Origin of the sequence: Ottowia thiooxydans, assembly GCF_040548795.1 — a bacterium.
GTDB classification, from domain to species: Bacteria; Pseudomonadota; Gammaproteobacteria; order Burkholderiales; family Burkholderiaceae_C; genus Ottowia; species Ottowia thiooxydans_A.
The window spans coordinates 72,345-86,478 of sequence record NZ_JBEPSH010000015.1; the positions used below are offsets into that span (position 1 = coordinate 72,345).

At 58.5% G+C, this 14,134-nt stretch carries 13 protein-coding genes; 2 read left to right on the plus strand and 11 right to left on the minus strand.

Annotation, left to right across the window (positions count from 1 at the left end; genetic code table 11):
- Positions 1 to 3: 3 nt before the first annotated feature.
- The 9 genes from ABIE13_RS26275 to ABIE13_RS26315 form a co-directional block, all read right to left on the minus strand.
- Entirely contained in the window at positions 4 to 1,005 is a 1,002-nt protein-coding gene (locus tag ABIE13_RS26275; RefSeq protein ID WP_354449042.1) for a Bug family tripartite tricarboxylate transporter substrate binding protein, read from the minus strand.
- 143 nt (positions 1,006 to 1,148) lie between these two features.
- On the minus strand, positions 1,149 to 2,045 hold the full coding sequence (locus ABIE13_RS26280; RefSeq protein WP_354449044.1) for a LysR family transcriptional regulator: 897 nt from the start codon (positions 2,043 to 2,045) through the stop codon (positions 1,149 to 1,151).
- A gap of 51 nt (positions 2,046 to 2,096) precedes the next feature.
- Positions 2,097 to 2,930 carry an amidohydrolase family protein gene (locus ABIE13_RS26285; protein ID WP_354449046.1) on the minus strand — a complete coding sequence of 278 codons (834 nt, stop codon included), beginning with the start codon at positions 2,928 to 2,930 and terminating at the stop codon, positions 2,097 to 2,099.
- 52 nt (positions 2,931 to 2,982) lie between these two features.
- Positions 2,983 to 3,663, minus strand: coding sequence for a fumarate hydratase C-terminal domain-containing protein (locus tag ABIE13_RS26290; protein ID WP_354449048.1), 681 nt, complete (start codon positions 3,661 to 3,663; stop codon positions 2,983 to 2,985).
- The gene (locus ABIE13_RS26295; protein ID WP_354449050.1) at positions 3,657 to 4,592 is read right to left on the minus strand and encodes a fumarate hydratase; all 936 of its coding nucleotides are present in this window, start codon (positions 4,590 to 4,592) and stop codon (positions 3,657 to 3,659) included. Before ABIE13_RS26295 ends, ABIE13_RS26290 begins: the two co-directional genes overlap by 7 nt.
- A gap of 13 nt (positions 4,593 to 4,605) precedes the next feature.
- Entirely contained in the window at positions 4,606 to 6,345 is a 1,740-nt protein-coding gene (locus tag ABIE13_RS26300) for an L-aspartate oxidase (protein WP_354449052.1), read from the minus strand.
- Between the two features lies 1 nt (position 6,346).
- The gene (locus tag ABIE13_RS26305; RefSeq protein ID WP_354449054.1) at positions 6,347 to 6,691 is read right to left on the minus strand and encodes a succinate dehydrogenase; all 345 of its coding nucleotides are present in this window, start codon (positions 6,689 to 6,691) and stop codon (positions 6,347 to 6,349) included.
- Complete coding sequence (locus ABIE13_RS26310) at positions 6,688 to 7,023, minus strand: succinate dehydrogenase (protein ID WP_354449056.1); 336 nt, start codon at positions 7,021 to 7,023, stop codon at positions 6,688 to 6,690. The genes ABIE13_RS26305 and ABIE13_RS26310 overlap by 4 nt, the downstream gene beginning before the upstream one ends.
- A gap of 1 nt (position 7,024) precedes the next feature.
- The gene (locus tag ABIE13_RS26315; RefSeq protein ID WP_354449058.1) at positions 7,025 to 7,759 is read right to left on the minus strand and encodes a succinate dehydrogenase/fumarate reductase iron-sulfur subunit; all 735 of its coding nucleotides are present in this window, start codon (positions 7,757 to 7,759) and stop codon (positions 7,025 to 7,027) included.
- Positions 7,760 to 8,178: 419 nt separating this feature from the next.
- Here ABIE13_RS26315 and ABIE13_RS26320 point away from each other — a divergent pair, with 419 nt between their 5' ends.
- Positions 8,179 to 9,663: a fibronectin type III domain-containing protein gene (locus ABIE13_RS26320; protein ID WP_354449060.1), complete on the plus strand. Its 1,485-nt coding sequence runs from the start codon at positions 8,179 to 8,181 to the stop codon at positions 9,661 to 9,663.
- A 103-nt stretch (positions 9,664 to 9,766) separates the two neighbouring features.
- On the opposite strand, the gene ABIE13_RS26325 is transcribed toward ABIE13_RS26320, so the two are convergent.
- Positions 9,767 to 11,119, minus strand: coding sequence for a hypothetical protein (locus tag ABIE13_RS26325; RefSeq protein WP_354449062.1), 1,353 nt, complete (start codon positions 11,117 to 11,119; stop codon positions 9,767 to 9,769).
- A 428-nt stretch (positions 11,120 to 11,547) separates the two neighbouring features.
- Positions 11,548 to 12,330 carry an IPTL-CTERM sorting domain-containing protein gene (locus tag ABIE13_RS26330; RefSeq protein ID WP_354449064.1) on the minus strand — a complete coding sequence of 261 codons (783 nt, stop codon included), beginning with the start codon at positions 12,328 to 12,330 and terminating at the stop codon, positions 11,548 to 11,550.
- A 342-nt stretch (positions 12,331 to 12,672) separates the two neighbouring features.
- On the opposite strand from ABIE13_RS26330, the gene purT reads away from it, so the two are divergent.
- Complete coding sequence (purT, locus tag ABIE13_RS26335) at positions 12,673 to 13,902, plus strand: formate-dependent phosphoribosylglycinamide formyltransferase (RefSeq protein WP_354449066.1); 1,230 nt, start codon at positions 12,673 to 12,675, stop codon at positions 13,900 to 13,902.
- Positions 13,903 to 14,134 lie beyond the last annotated feature (232 nt).

Sequence of the window (14,134 nt, forward strand, 5' to 3'; positions counted from 1 at the left end):
TGCTCAGTTGGCGGTGATTTTCTTCTTTTCCACCAGCGCCTTCCATTTGGCAGACTCCTTGCTGATTTCGTCTTTGAGTTGCGCTGGCGGAGTAATGCTCGCGTACATCCCCTGATCAGCGAAATATCGCTTCATGCCCGGCTGTTCTACAGCCACCCTGGATTCAGCCAGGAGCCGATCGATGACCGGCTTGGGGGTTCCATGGGGTGCCATCAATGCAAACCATCCTGTGAACTCAAACCCTGACACACCGTCTTCCGCGGTCGTCGGCACATCCGAGCGGAGCGGAGACCGCTCTTTGCCAGTCACAGATAAGGCCCGCAAGCGGTCGCCCTTGAGCAACGGCGATATGGCGTTGATGTTGGCCACCGCCACCTGGATAACACCGGCCATGAGATCCGCGTAAGCAGGTCCCTCTCCCTTGTAGGGCACATGCACCATCTCGATGCCTGCCGCATCGGTGAACGCTTCGGCGGCCATGTGCGTCTGGCTCCCCACCCCGGCGGAGGAGAAGCTGAGCTTGCCGGGCCGAGCCTTGGCGTACTCGATAAGCTCCCGGGTGTTCTTCACAGGCAAGCCGGCGTTCACCGTGACGACCATGGGGCCACTCGCGATCTTGCTGACGAGACTGAAGTCGTCAAGCGAGTACGACAGTTTGTTATAGATGTACTGGTTAACAGTGAACATGCTGCCCGACGCAAGCAACAACGTGTAGCCGTCGGCGGGAGAGGTAGCGACCGCCTGAGCGCCCAGGCTTCCACCGGCACCTGCACGGTTCTCGACGATCACGCTCTGCTTCAGGCTCTTGGACAACTCCATCGCGAGCGAGCGTCCCAGCAAGTCGGTTGCACCGCCCGCAGCAAAGGGAACGACGATCCGAATGACCTTGTCCGAGGGCCAGTCCGCACGGGCCGGCGCGGCGAGAAAAGGCGCTAAGGCCATGCCGCACGCTATGGCCTTGACCATACGGCGACGGGCTTTTGCAAATCGATTGGCGTCTTTCATCTATGTCTCCTTCTGATTGCGGGGGGAAGTAGGTCTGCCGATCTCGCATGACCCTCGATATACCGGGACAACACCACTCCCTCGAGCCAATAAGCTCGATGTCATCAACATGCACTGGGGTGGTTTTCTTGACTGGCGCTAACTCAAGTAGGCCTCTCCGAGAGGTGGTGCTGATCGGCACAGACAGCCTTCAGCGCCTCAAGCAGCAGTCGCGATAAGTGCGACCGAGGGTTCTCCTTCGGAGCCAGTATTCCTAGCCGACGGGTCACCGCCGGAGAACCGAACGGAATGACGCGGATGCTTGATGGGAACTCGTTTTTCACGCCCCTGGCGGGCACCACCGAGGCGCCCAAACCGTTGGCGACCATTGCAATAACGCCTTCAAGGTTGTCAATCTCCATGGTCGATCGCACCGAGATATGTCTGCGCACCATCTCTTCCTGCACAAGATTCCCCACTCGAGCAGCGCGGTTGAAACGGACATAGGGGGTTTGCTCCAGAATTTCCTGGTCGCTTTTTTCCTTCACCGATCGATGGACGATGACCACGAGTTTTTCTTCCACGAATGGCAGGAAGTCCAGGCCCGACCTGGGAACATCCGGTTCGGTCACGATCGCCACATCGAGTTGTCGGTGGTAGATCGCACGCTCCAGGTCATGCGTCAATCCTGTCGTTACGTGGACTTCCAATCCGCGTCCCTGTTTCTGAAGATGCTTCAGTGCAAGCGGGAGCACGCCCGAGGCACAGGTGTGAACGCTACCGAGCTTGAGTAAACCCGACGCGGTGCCTTTCTTGAGGGAAGCGCTCATGCTTTCCCAATGCGTGATCAGATCACGTGCACGATGCACCAGCGTAAGACCCGCGTCGGTGAGGACCGGAGGACGGCGTCCACGATCAAAGATAGTTATGCCGAGCTCCTCCTCAAGCGCACGAACTTGCATGCTCACCGCCGACAACGACAGGCCGATGGCATTGCCGGCCTCCGCAAAGCTTCCGTGGTCCGCGATCGCAATCAACGTATAGAGCGTCCGTATGTCCATGCGCGATATCCTATGTGAATCACTGTGGAGCGAAGCGAACAGCCCCAGCCGCTAAAGCCCAAGCAGCCGCTGTGCATTTCCGCCCATCACCTTCCTCAGGTTCTCTTCCTTGATCGGAAGTTTCTCAAACCATTCCTTGTATTCCTGCACGGGGCAAAATGGGAAGGAGCTGGCGTAAAGCATGCGATCCGAGAGGAAACCGTCGGCTGCCTTTACGTACTCCTCCCAGCCGGGCATGCGAGAGAAATACATGTCTGGGGAGAGCCACAGATTCTGCCGCCGGAAACCCAGGTGCAGGATCTCGTTGACCCAGGGCCAGCCACCGTGCGCAACGATGACATTCAACTTCGGAAAATCTGTGAGAACGCGGTCGGTGCGGATCGGATCCGAGTAACTCAGGTCCGGTCCTGCAGTGCCACCAACCATCATGATGACGGGCACCTCGATATCTTCGCAGTGGCCGTATATGGGGTAGAGGCGCCGATCGTCCGCGTACATGGGCACTGGGTAGGAACCCGGCTCGATATTGATGAGCTTGAATCCGTTCTGAACCGCCTGGTTGATAGTCTGGCACGCCTTGCGCCGGTCGGTCGGATCGATGGAAGCCGCGCCAATAAATCGATCGGAATGCTCGGTCACAATGCTATGCACATCCTCGTTCGACACGCTTCCCAGCACACCGGCAAGGCGACCCACCACCACACCGCGGTCGATCTTCGCTGCATCCATCTCTTTAAGAAGCATTTCCATCGATTGCTTCTGCGCCGCCGGCGAGGGCGTGAAGCCCACTGTGCGCGTGAACCCATCGCGACGCTCGCCGGCCGAGTACATCAGCGTGTCGAGGAAACCGCGCACCGGCGGCCTGAGGCGAAAGTCGATGATCATGTGCTTGTCTCCATCTGAAAGCTGTCGTTAGAAATGCGGAGCCGGCCGGCTCCTACATCACCTCGTCCTTGCGGTTGTCCGTCTCACCATAGCGGTGCAATGCCGGAGGCTTTAGCCCTGCATAGAGCTTGTCGATGCCCGCGTTGATAGTTTCAGCGTGTTGTGCAAAGAGTGAGTTGCCATCAAGATCACTTTCGACAATGAACGGTCCGAAGTTCTCAACATCAAAAAGCCACATGGCCTGCGCGATGCCAAGTTCATCCATCCAGTGCACCTCACGCACGCGCTTGATGCCTCTGCCCAGCAGCGCACCGGTACCGTAGCCAACGGTCGTCAAGTAGATTGCACCGCTCGGTGCCAGTACTTGCTTATAGTCGTCAGCAGGCATGCCCCCCTTGCCGATCAGGATTCGACAATCGGTGTGCTCCAGCCATCTCGGGATCCACTTGGAAAAGCGGAACGACGCAGTCGCGGTGACGGCCCCTACGTTGTAGCCTCCATGACCATCCGGCGCTGCGGCCGGCGAGCAATGGAAATTGACGTTGCTGATGGAGCGCAGATCCACCGGCAGCGGAAGCCCCTGGTCCAGCACCTTCTTGTAAACACCCTCGCGGGCCGTGTAGACCACGCCGTTGAGGAAAACGACCGAGCCGAGCTCGAGCTTGGCAATGTCCTCTCGCTTGGCGGGCAGATCCAGGTGAAAGACCTTGATGTCGTCGTCGTTGCTTACCATTCGACTGTCTCCCGGCGCAGGTAGGGGGTGAACCACTGGGGATCGGTGCGGTACTCGATCTGACCGTTGGCATGGATCCGCGCGGTGGCACGGCGCGAAGATAGGCAGAAGGTGTGTAGGCTGATGGGCATGCCTCCGGTGTGCGTATAGCCACACTCGATATGGCAATCCACCACCATCCCGGAGCCTACGAAGCCCATGGCCCCCATGCCGATGGAATTGCCCAGCTTCATCAATTCAAGTTCCAACTCCGCCACCTTGGGATCGGGATTGCGATCACCAACCGTGCGCAAGCAGGCGGCCTGCTTGCCCAGTTGCATGCAGGTGTCCTTGGATCCGCCCAGCCCAATACCGACAATCGCCGGCTGGCAGGCCAAGCCGCGCTTGCCGAAAGCGATCAGCGTGTCCAGCACGAAACGCTTGATCCCATCGATGCCATCACCGGGAAACAGCATCCGATAGTCGGTGCCGAACAGACCGCCTTTGTGAACGGTGGTGATGTCGATCCAGTCGGCATCAGGTTCGAATGACCATTCAACCTCAGGAGCGTTCAGCCCGACGTTGTTGTTGTGGTCGGTGCGCCAGAGCGGATGCACGCGGTTGGGCCGCAGCGGGATGGTGACCGTCCCTTCCGCCGTGGCATGGCGCAGCGCGCGCTCCACGGCAACAAAGCCGCTCTCGACCGAGGCATTGTTACCAACCTTGACGTAGTAGCGCGGCAGGCCGGTGTCGGCACACATCGGACGCCGGTCCTGGTCGGCAGCTTCCCAGTTGTCGACCATGGCATGGATCACGAACCGCGGCAGCTTACCCGTCTCCGTCTTCTGCAACTCCTGAATGCCTTGCTTGTAGTCGAGCGGAATTTCGATCGCCGCACGGCGCATGATTTCCAGCGCCGCTTCTTCAACTTTCTGGATGGGGATCTTCATAGTGGGATTTACCTCAGTTCTGGGGGATGCCCGCTTCGCCTTCGATGAGCGATTCGCCAGGCTTTACGATGTCAAACGAAACTGGAACCATCTCCAGCTGCACCTCGCCGTCCTGCGCGCCGACGCGCGTGTAGCAACTGGTGTGCAGGTCCCCAGGTTCCGGAAAATCTTCACGAAAATGCGCGCCGCGGCTGTTCTCCCTGGCCAGCGCCGAGACAGTGATGACCTTGGAAATGTCCACCAGGCTTTCGAGGTTGAGCCAGTCATGCCAGGTGACGTTGTAGCGGCGGTCTCCATCGGTGACACCGATGTCGCGCAGTGCGGCGCGGTGCCCCGCGACGGCTTGGAGACCGTGCTCCATGGCTTCGCGCTGGCGCAACACGCCCACGTCGTCCCACATGGTCTGGGCGAGTGCATCGCGCAGCTCATGGATGCGCCCCGGCGCCTTGGAAAACGGATACTCGGCACGCTCAATACCGCGCAAGATTATTCGTTTATCAGGGTCACGCCAGCGGCCCTCCTTCGCGACGTAGGCCGCCATCGAATCTCCGGCGATCCCGCCAAACACCGTAGAGTTGGCCACACCGTTTCCGCCCAGTCGGTTGGCGCCGTGCACGCCACCACAGTCCTCGCCTGCTGCGAAGAGGCCCGGTGAAGCGGTCGAGCCATCCACATTGAACTCGACACCACCCATCAGGTAGTGCGCAGTGGGAACCACCTCGACCTGACCGCCCGCCAAGTCGAAGCCGCAGTCCTTGCAACGGTTGACCATACCTGGGAAGGTCTTGGCAACCTTCTCAGGGCCGAGATGGCTCATCTGGATGTAGACGCCGCCCATCGGTCCGGTGCGCTTGGCTCGCATTTCGGCATAGATGCCGCGGCTGACTACATCGCGCGTCGCGCGTTCGCCGCGCTTGTCGTAGTTGGTCATAAAGCGCTCGCCGTCGCCATTGAGCAGGTAGCCGCCCGCACCGCGCAGCCCCTCTTCGAGCACCGTTCCCGTCATCCGGGTGTCCGGTCCGCCGAGTAGTCCAGTAGGGTGAAACTGCACCATCTCCATGTCGCGCAGCTTCAATCCATAGCGCAGAGCCATCGCCAGGCCATCGCAGGTCTTGTCGCCCGATGGCGTGTGGTAACGGTACATCGTCGGGCCTGCGCCTGTGGCGAGCAAAACCGCCTTGGCCTGGATAAACCGGTAAGTACCGGTGCGCATATCAATAAACAGCACCCCGGAGATGCCCGAGCCATCGTTGGCAGGAATCAACTCAATGGCGCGGTACTCTTCAAGCTCCTCAACGTCCAGCGCCCGTACCTGCTCCATCAGTCGGTTGATGATCTCGATACCCGTCAGGTCGGCCTTGTGCACGGTGCGGTCAAAGCTCTGACCAGCGAAGGCCTTCGAATGGAGGGATCCATCAGGGTTGCGGTCGAAGAAACACCCAATCTCGTTTTCCAGCTCGCGCACCCGTTCGACTGCGCCTTCCACCAGGCGCCAGGCCAGGTCCTGGCGCGGAAGCCACTTGCCCCCCTCTATCGTGTCCATGAAGTGGCGCTCCACTGAATCGCCAGCGGCCAACGCGACGTTGTAGCCACCCTGCACCATGCGTGTGCAGCCACACTTTCCGAGCAGACCTTTCACAGTCACGGTCACCTTCAAAGAGGGGTTGGCCTTCTTTGCGTGTAGCGCTGCGAACAGGCCTGCGCCGCCGGTGCCGAGCACCAGGATATCTGTCTTGTAATTTTCGACCTGCATCTCAGATCACTCCCACAATGAATACCAGGCCAACGACCATCGACGCGGCGAAACCCCAACCAATCCACGCGATGCGCGCGTTTCGCGTCGAACTCCAGGGCAGCAGTTCGAGCGCCAGCAGACGCAGGCCAAAAAACATGTGCAGCGTGAGCAATAGCACCAGGCCCCATTCGCCAATCTTCATCGCCGGCATCTCGGAGAGCTTCAGGAAACTATCGAGCCTGGCTTCGTCAAGCGCCATCGCAAGCACATAGAAGTGCGCCGGCAGAAAGACGGCGAGCGCGAGGCCGGACAGCCTATGTCCAAGGAAGGCCCAGTACGCTTGATGGTTGCGTACGGACTTCATTGCGCGAGCCCTCCCACAGCCGCGACCGCGCGCAGACCAAGGATGAGAAGGGACGCGCCCAGTACCAAGCCCACTGCGGACGCAGCGGCCCGTCCAAACCTCAGCCATTCGACCAGGATGTTGCGAATGCCAATCGGCACGTGGACAGACACGCTTAGCACGAACAACCCGTAGAACACGATCCAGAACCAATTGCCCTGGGTACGCGAGAGTAGTTCTGCCGCAGTCAGCCCTCCGCGCACTGCATAAATAATGAGCGCGAGATGGACAAGGACGAAGGGCGCCATCACCATCGCAGTCAGGCGCTGCAACGCAAAAAGACGAGCTTCCATATCAGCCCCTCCTGAGCAAGCTCAAGATGGAACTGCGCTTCAATCCCGCGATGCTGCCGGTGGGGCTAAGGCTCACCGGGCAGTGCTGCATACAACTGCCTTGAGAGTGGCAGGAGTTGCAGCCACTGCCTGAAGTGGCCTTGCTCAGTACGTCCTTCGGGTCGGCGTGTCGCTCGTCGTTGAATAGCGTCCACGCCCTGTTGAGAGCTGCTGGCCCCAGGTACTCTTTATCCCAGGACACAACATCGCAGGCTGCATAGCACACACCACAGTTAATGCATTCGATGGCAGCATCCGCGAGCTTTCTCTTCTTGCTCTGGGGCGAGATCATGGCCGGCGGATCGTTGCGCGTGGCGGTGCCCACGAAGGTGTTGCCAGCGCGCTTCCACTTCTCGAAGAACTCGCGCATGTCGACGACGAGATCCTTGATCCGTGGCATGTTGCGCAACGGCTCGATCACTATCACACCATCTTCCTCGACGCGGCTGACGTGCGTCCGGCATGTCCAGCGCGGCTTGCCGTTGACCGTCATCGCGCACGACCCGCACACGCCGACCCTGCAAGCGAAGCGGTAGGACAAGCTTGGCTCCTGCGTGCGCTGAACCTCTGTCACCACATCTAGAACTGTCTGATTCTCGCGCCAGGGCACCGAGTAAGTCGAGAACGTTCCGTCTTCGGATCCTCGAGAAATACGGACCTGCAGTTGTCTCTGATTCGTGGGCTTAGTGTTATCCATTTCCTGCCTCTTGGCGACGGGTGGTCACCATGAGGAGAATTTTTAACGCCGCGTTCAATTAAAGCAATATGAATTAGATTGATATTTTTTGAACTTATTTCTTGGGTGCGCAGAGAGTCAAAGCACCAATGAACCTCTTGCGATTACGCACATCTTCAGGGTTTAGCGAAGGCCGCAGCGCGTCCGAGCTGGTTGGTCGGAAGCTGCAGAGCGCGAATGAGTTGCCTGCAACTGGCTGAAAAGATCCGAGTGCGTACCGGACACAGCTCAACCCGCCGGAGGCACTGCGCAGACAGCGTGATCACCGCGCTGGAGATCACAAGGAACATTGGCCTACATATAAGACATATGTAGTTAGAATTTACGCGTTCTTTGAGATCTCCACCCGATTGTTTTCAACTTTTCTCGCAACAAGCACCATGAAGAAGCACCTATCTGCCCTCCTCCTCGCCGGTGTAGCTTCGCTGCATGCCGCATGGGCCGGCCCGACAGCTTTGTACGACGGCGCAGACCTGCCTACTGCTCAAGGATGGACGCAAACCGGTGGACAAGGCCAGGTAGAAGTGGGATCTGGCACCACAAGGTTTAAAACCACCACACTCAGTGGCTCACGAGTCAGCCAGTACAACATGTATCAGTACGCTGTTGGAAGCGCCAATATCATTGCTTCCATCAAGCTCAGAGCATTTTCTGTATCAGCGCACAATTCGCTGGATGCAGGTCTGATGTTCGCCGTTGTAGATGCGTTTAACCCACCCTTTGGCGGCGACCAATTTCGCAGCAATATGTTGTACTTCGAAAACACCCGGGTGGGCTGGGCCGATAACTCGGGCACACCAGTCCCGGTCAATGCAGGTGAATTCCATGAGTACGCCATCCGTTACGTGAACGGCCAGTTGAGCGTCTTCATTGACGCTACTTATGCCGACATCATTTCAGGCGCTGCGACACCCGTCCTCACTCGTACACTCGAGCCCATCCAGTCCAACGCGGGAGTCATCGTTTTTGGAGACCAGACCAACGATTCCAACGTGGACTCCGATTACGAAGTCGATTTCGTCAATTTCCAGAATCTTGACGTGCCCGATGCACCCACCAGCATCAGCGCGGTTGGGGGAGACGGATCGTTGCGCGTCAGCTTCATGCAGCCTGACTTTGCTGGGGCCAGTGCCATCACGGGCTACACAGTCGGCGCCAGCACACAGGGTGGCACAGCCGCTGGTGCTTGCACGCCAACACCGGCACTCCCTGCTACTGGAGAGACGGCAAGCTGCACCATCACCGGCCTTGAAAATGGCCAGGCGCACACCGTTAGCGTGACCGCCAACAACGCAGCAGGAAGCGGCTCCGAAGGCACTGCAACTGCGACGCCTGCTGCATTGGCCACCAATTTGCCCTTGAGCCTGACCAGCGGGGGCACAGCTACGATCAACATCGGCGGCAACCCACCCGGCTGCACACTCAGCCAGGCCCCCGCCATTGGACCTGCCAACCTTGCCGGTGCACCCCTTGGTGCACAAGCGCCCCTGGGTGCATTGGCCTTTGCTGCAACGCAGTGCCCAGGCGCCACGCTTTCAGTCCGGATTGACTATCCAGCGGGCAGTCTTTCAGGCTTGGCACCCTACAAGTTTGCGCCCAGGTTGGCTGGTGAGGCGGCATCCTGGTTCGCGCACGGAATCATGTCTGGCGATAGCGTGACTTACACCATCACTGACAACGGAGTCGGCGACAACAATACGACCGCCGGCGCCATTGATGACCCATTCGCACCTCTGGCTCTGGCTGCAGTGGCGCCCGCAGCAACGCCTACTGCCGTGCCCAGCATGGAGGCCTGGGGTCTGATGCTGCTCTCTGGATTGCTGGCATTCTTTGCGAACCCTCGGCTGCGCAGAGTTAGAAGCTGACCTGGGTCTGATGCCTGGTTGGCGACAGAGGGAAAGAGACCAAGCGAGCAACTGCCTGGAACCTCACGTCACCAACTAATGGGGCGGGCCCTCCGGCAATCAGTCACCGAGTCATCACCAGCATTTCAACGCTGCCAGTGGCCCCACTGGAGTAAGACTGCAGCGCTTTGCCAATGACGGTGCCTGGCCGAATTTGGATGGGGGCTTTCTTGGCGTGCCCAGGCAAACTGGCTGACACAAGCAGATCACCTGGTTTGATGTCTCCGCCTTCAAGCGTCACCTTGACCGGGACGCGGCCAACAAGGGCGAGTGCAGGCAAACCAGTGGCGTCTTCTACAGTGGCGTTCATGAGCACACCTGGTTTGGTGGTAATGACCCCCGCGACCAAAGCACTCTCAGCACCAGTGGACACACGATAGTGCATGCTATTTTCAGGGTCGATTTCAACCACATCTCCCGGACGTGGAGTATTCCCCCGAAAATCAATCAGCTCTGCGACGTCAGCCCCGCCTGTTTGCGTGCCCCCATTGAAAAACCCTTTGCCGGTACTGTCGATGCGCGCGACGTTAGTTCCGGATTTAGCAAGCGTGATCAGGTTACCGGTGCTGTTAGTTGCGACCTCCAGTGTAGTTGTGGGACTGGCGGCATTCACGTTTTCAAAGCGGCCAGCCACGCCACTCCCACCTGAAATGCCCGCCTGACCCAATACGCCTGTACCTCCCTCAGGGTCGGTGACGAATCCGCGCACTGCAATTCCTAGCGGTCCATCATGTCTGCCTACGACAGCGCCAATACCAGCGCAGCGACCTATATTGAGGCCGCAGACTGCTCCGTTATGACGGGCCACAATGACTTCGCCAGAGCTGCCATCTCCAATCACAGCGGCTGCAGACATGGAGTTAACGAAACCCCAAATGGCATTGCCGCCCTGGGATGTGACAAAAACCCCTGGGCCTACGCCTGAATGATTCACATCGATTCCCCTGGCCCCGCTGCTGGCCGGCAGTTGTACATCCAAACCATTGCCTAACCCGGTCGTAGTGACCTTCATCACTGTGGTGGTGTTGGCCGCGTCACTTATTGCCGCGCTCAATGTCCCGCCAGCGCCTGACTGCGTGATGTTGAAAAGTGTGGAGGGGCTGCTAACGGTCGCAGCGTAAGGCAGACTAAAACCCACTGTCGCTGCGCAGGGACCGAGTACCCCGGTCCCGCTGTTTATGCACATTTGCGATAACTGTTCTGGCAAGGTCGGCCACCCTGATACCGAAATCAAGCCAGTCTCGCTTACTCGGAACCTTTCGATGGCGCCGGTGTTGTCTTTTACCACCAGCCCGCTGCCTGCTGAAGGTTGTACGACCACGTCCGCCGCTTGCGCGGCGGAGATCGCGAATAACTGTGCGAGCAGGATGGAAAGTAAACCTAACAGCTGCCTACTTTGGATTTTTGGGACAGACATGATTGAAACCTCGTTGATGGGAAAAATCATTTAGGAAGGTTGCTTCCGGCCACACTCTTGAACTCAGTTCCTGCGAGGCAAATCTATCTCGGAGGCAAGAGGGATTCTTTCGGTTGATGCGCCAGCGCCACGTCGGGCCGCTTCGCTTGCCTGAACTCTGCTTTGAGCAGTAGGTAAATCCTGTTCTGATGCGAGACGCGGGCGTTCATTGGGCGCACCGTCCGCAATCTTGACTCTATTGAGTAAAGGTCTGCCATCGACCATGTCGGGCACGCCTACTTCAGATGCCAGCTTAGGCGCTTGATCTTGAGCGAAGACTCCGATGGGGACGGCCAGGATGACCATTGCCATGAAAGCCCCGTGTCTTTTCTTAAGGCCATTCATATTGGAACCTCCGATCTGTATTCACGAATCAACCAATTCGTTGTTCACCTTCCTCTTTCGGCTGCGGTTTTGCGAATAGGCAGCCGACCAAGGAAGAGGAGCATCATGAGAGCGCTGAGCGCCAAAATTCCCCACTGGGACAGAGTGGGCACGGGCACCTTGATCGGGTCGCCGTTTTCATCAAACCGGAACCAGCGGTAGACTTTTCCAGAAGCGATAGAGTCGAAGTTCCCAGGCAACCCCGGAGCTATGACCGCACCCACAGCTCTGTTATCTGCCACATCCACGTACTGGATGCTCTGAGCAGGTGTTGCTGCGAGAAGCGCGGGGTTAGGTGGTGTGGAGCTGCGAATCTTCAGTAGATTTCCAGAGGCGCCATTGAGCGTGAGGGTGCCCGCCACGGTGGTGGTTTTTCCCGCTTCGAAGATGGCCTCTTTACCCGTTGCGGTGGTGATAGATAGGTTATTGAAGCTGCTTTGCCCTGAAACCCTCGATTGAGCTTTGCCACAGCCATCGACGATCATCACGCTCCCGGATCCTCCACTGAAGCTTCCTGCGTTGGCGAAGTCTCCTGAGAGTGATAGCTGAGCGGAGCCGCCATTGAACGCGCCTCCCGCGCTGATGCTGACGTCGTCGATGCCGGTTATCTGAGAGGCTGTTGTATTGGCAGTTCCACTGACCACAAGATCGGTGCAACCCATTTCAACAACGGCATCTCCGAAATCAATGCTTGAGCCTACGCCAACATTCAACTGTGACCATGCATTTCCAGTGAGAAGCAAAGCAGTTAATAAATAAGGCTTACTGAATTCCGAGAAAATTCCCATGGTCCTCTCCTCAGCTTGGCGGTGTGTGCTCAACGAGTGCGCAATTTACGCACGATTCGTGAAATATGTCCGGAGAATTAGGTGTAAACACCTACGAGAATTTTTCGAGACTTTGGTAAGTAGTTAATAAGTAACCAGAAGGTTCTCAGCGCTGATTTCGTACAAAACCAGACACACGGGAAGGAAAAAGCGGCATGTGCAGGTCTGAATCGGATACGCAACGCGCGTGTTCAGCTCCGGACTGTCCGCAAGAGTCCAAGTCAGCTCGCCCCGTATTCCGGTGGTTGCCCCCGCTTCGGTGACAATCTCCGCCATCGCTGAATTCTTTTTTTTGAAACGTCCATGACCACTCTCGGAACTCCACTATCGCCCCACGCCACCAAAGTCATGCTGCTGGGATCGGGAGAGTTGGGCAAGGAGGTGCTGATCGCACTGCACCGCCTGGGTGTAGAGACCATCGCCGTTGACCGCTACGAACATGCTCCTGGCCAGCAGGTGGCGCATCACGCCCGCACCATTGTCATGAGCGACCCTCAGCAGCTCAAAGCCTTGATAGAGGCTGAGCGGCCCCATCTGGTGGTGCCTGAGATTGAGGCCATTGCCACGCCCATGCTCGAAGAGCTGGAAGCCGCAGGCACCGTGCGTGTGATTCCCACGGCCCGCGCCGCGCGCTTAACGATGGACCGCGAAGGTATCCGCGTACTCGCCGCCGAGACGCTGGGCTTGCCCACCAGCCCCTACAAATTCTGCGATTCGCTGGCTGAACTGCAGTCCGCGATCGTAGGTTCGGCTGCTGGTGATTCCGGTCAGCGCGGCATAGGCTACCCCTGCATCGTCAAGCCTGTGATGAGCAGCTCAGGAAAGGGCCAGAGCAAGATCGATGGCCCGGACGACATCCAGAAGGCCTGGGAATATGCCATGGCGGGAGGCCGCGTGAGCCATGGCCGGGTCATCGTCGAAGGTTTCATCGACTTCGACTATGAGATCACCCAACTCACCGTGCGCGCCATCGGCGCCAGCGACCAGATGGAGACCCATTTTTGCGACCCTATTGGTCACGTTCAGGTGGGCGGCGACTATGTGGAAAGCTGGCAGCCTCATCCTATGCAACCAGCAGCGCTGGCAGAGTCACGGCGCATCGCCAAGGCCGTGACGGACAACCTGGGTGGCCAGGGACTTTTCGGTGTGGAGTTGTTCGTGAAGGGCGACCAGGTATGGTTCAGCGAGGTGAGCCCTCGCCCGCATGACACTGGCCTGGTCACGCTATGCACCCAGCATCAAAGCGAATTCGAATTGCATGCGCGCGCCATTCTGGGCTTGCCGGTAGACACCAGTCTGCGTAACCCCGGTGCCAGCGCCGTGATCTACGGCGGGGTGGATGCACAGGGCATCATGTTTGACGGTGTGGATGAAGCCCTGCGTGTGCCTGGCTCCGACCTGCGCCTGTTCGGCAAGCCAGAAAGTTTTGCCAAACGCCGCATGGGTGTTGCACTGGCGCGAGCCACCGATGTAGACACGGCACGCGGCAACGCCAAACTGGCAGCAAGCAAAGTCAAACCGCGCAAGGCTTGACGCTAGCGCTCAGGTCCTTGCTACAGCGCTGAGCCTAACGAGGAAGCATGCGCCTGAGGCAAAGACCGGACCGCTTCACGTAGAACTGGAAATGCGTGATGCGTGATGGGTGATGGGTGATGCGTGATGCGTGATGGGTGATGGGTGATGGGTGATGGGTGATGGGTGATGGGTGATGGGTGATGGGTGATGGGTGATGGGTGATGGGTGATGGGTGATGGGTGATGGGTGA

What these genes read in the sequence shown, in the direction of transcription:
- ABIE13_RS26275 (WP_354449042.1), bottom strand. Translation starts at nt 1,005, where the DNA reads ATGAAAGACGCCAATCGATTTGCAAAAGCCCGTCGCCGTATGGTCAAG.
- ABIE13_RS26280 (WP_354449044.1), bottom strand. Translation starts at nt 2,045, where the DNA reads ATGGACATACGGACGCTCTATACGTTGATTGCGATCGCGGACCACGGA.
- ABIE13_RS26285 (WP_354449046.1), bottom strand. Translation starts at nt 2,930, where the DNA reads ATGATCATCGACTTTCGCCTCAGGCCGCCGGTGCGCGGTTTCCTCGAC.
- ABIE13_RS26290 (WP_354449048.1), bottom strand. Translation starts at nt 3,663, where the DNA reads ATGGTAAGCAACGACGACGACATCAAGGTCTTTCACCTGGATCTGCCC.
- ABIE13_RS26295 (WP_354449050.1), bottom strand. Translation starts at nt 4,592, where the DNA reads ATGAAGATCCCCATCCAGAAAGTTGAAGAAGCGGCGCTGGAAATCATG.
- ABIE13_RS26300 (WP_354449052.1), bottom strand. Translation starts at nt 6,345, where the DNA reads ATGCAGGTCGAAAATTACAAGACAGATATCCTGGTGCTCGGCACCGGC.
- ABIE13_RS26305 (WP_354449054.1), bottom strand. Translation starts at nt 6,691, where the DNA reads ATGAAGTCCGTACGCAACCATCAAGCGTACTGGGCCTTCCTTGGACAT.
- ABIE13_RS26310 (WP_354449056.1), bottom strand. Translation starts at nt 7,023, where the DNA reads ATGGAAGCTCGTCTTTTTGCGTTGCAGCGCCTGACTGCGATGGTGATG.
- ABIE13_RS26315 (WP_354449058.1), bottom strand. Translation starts at nt 7,759, where the DNA reads ATGGATAACACTAAGCCCACGAATCAGAGACAACTGCAGGTCCGTATT.
- ABIE13_RS26320 (WP_354449060.1), top strand. Translation starts at nt 8,179, where the DNA reads ATGAAGAAGCACCTATCTGCCCTCCTCCTCGCCGGTGTAGCTTCGCTG.
- ABIE13_RS26325 (WP_354449062.1), bottom strand. Translation starts at nt 11,119, where the DNA reads ATGTCTGTCCCAAAAATCCAAAGTAGGCAGCTGTTAGGTTTACTTTCC.
- ABIE13_RS26330 (WP_354449064.1), bottom strand. Translation starts at nt 12,330, where the DNA reads ATGGGAATTTTCTCGGAATTCAGTAAGCCTTATTTATTAACTGCTTTG.
- purT (WP_354449066.1), top strand. Translation starts at nt 12,673, where the DNA reads ATGACCACTCTCGGAACTCCACTATCGCCCCACGCCACCAAAGTCATG.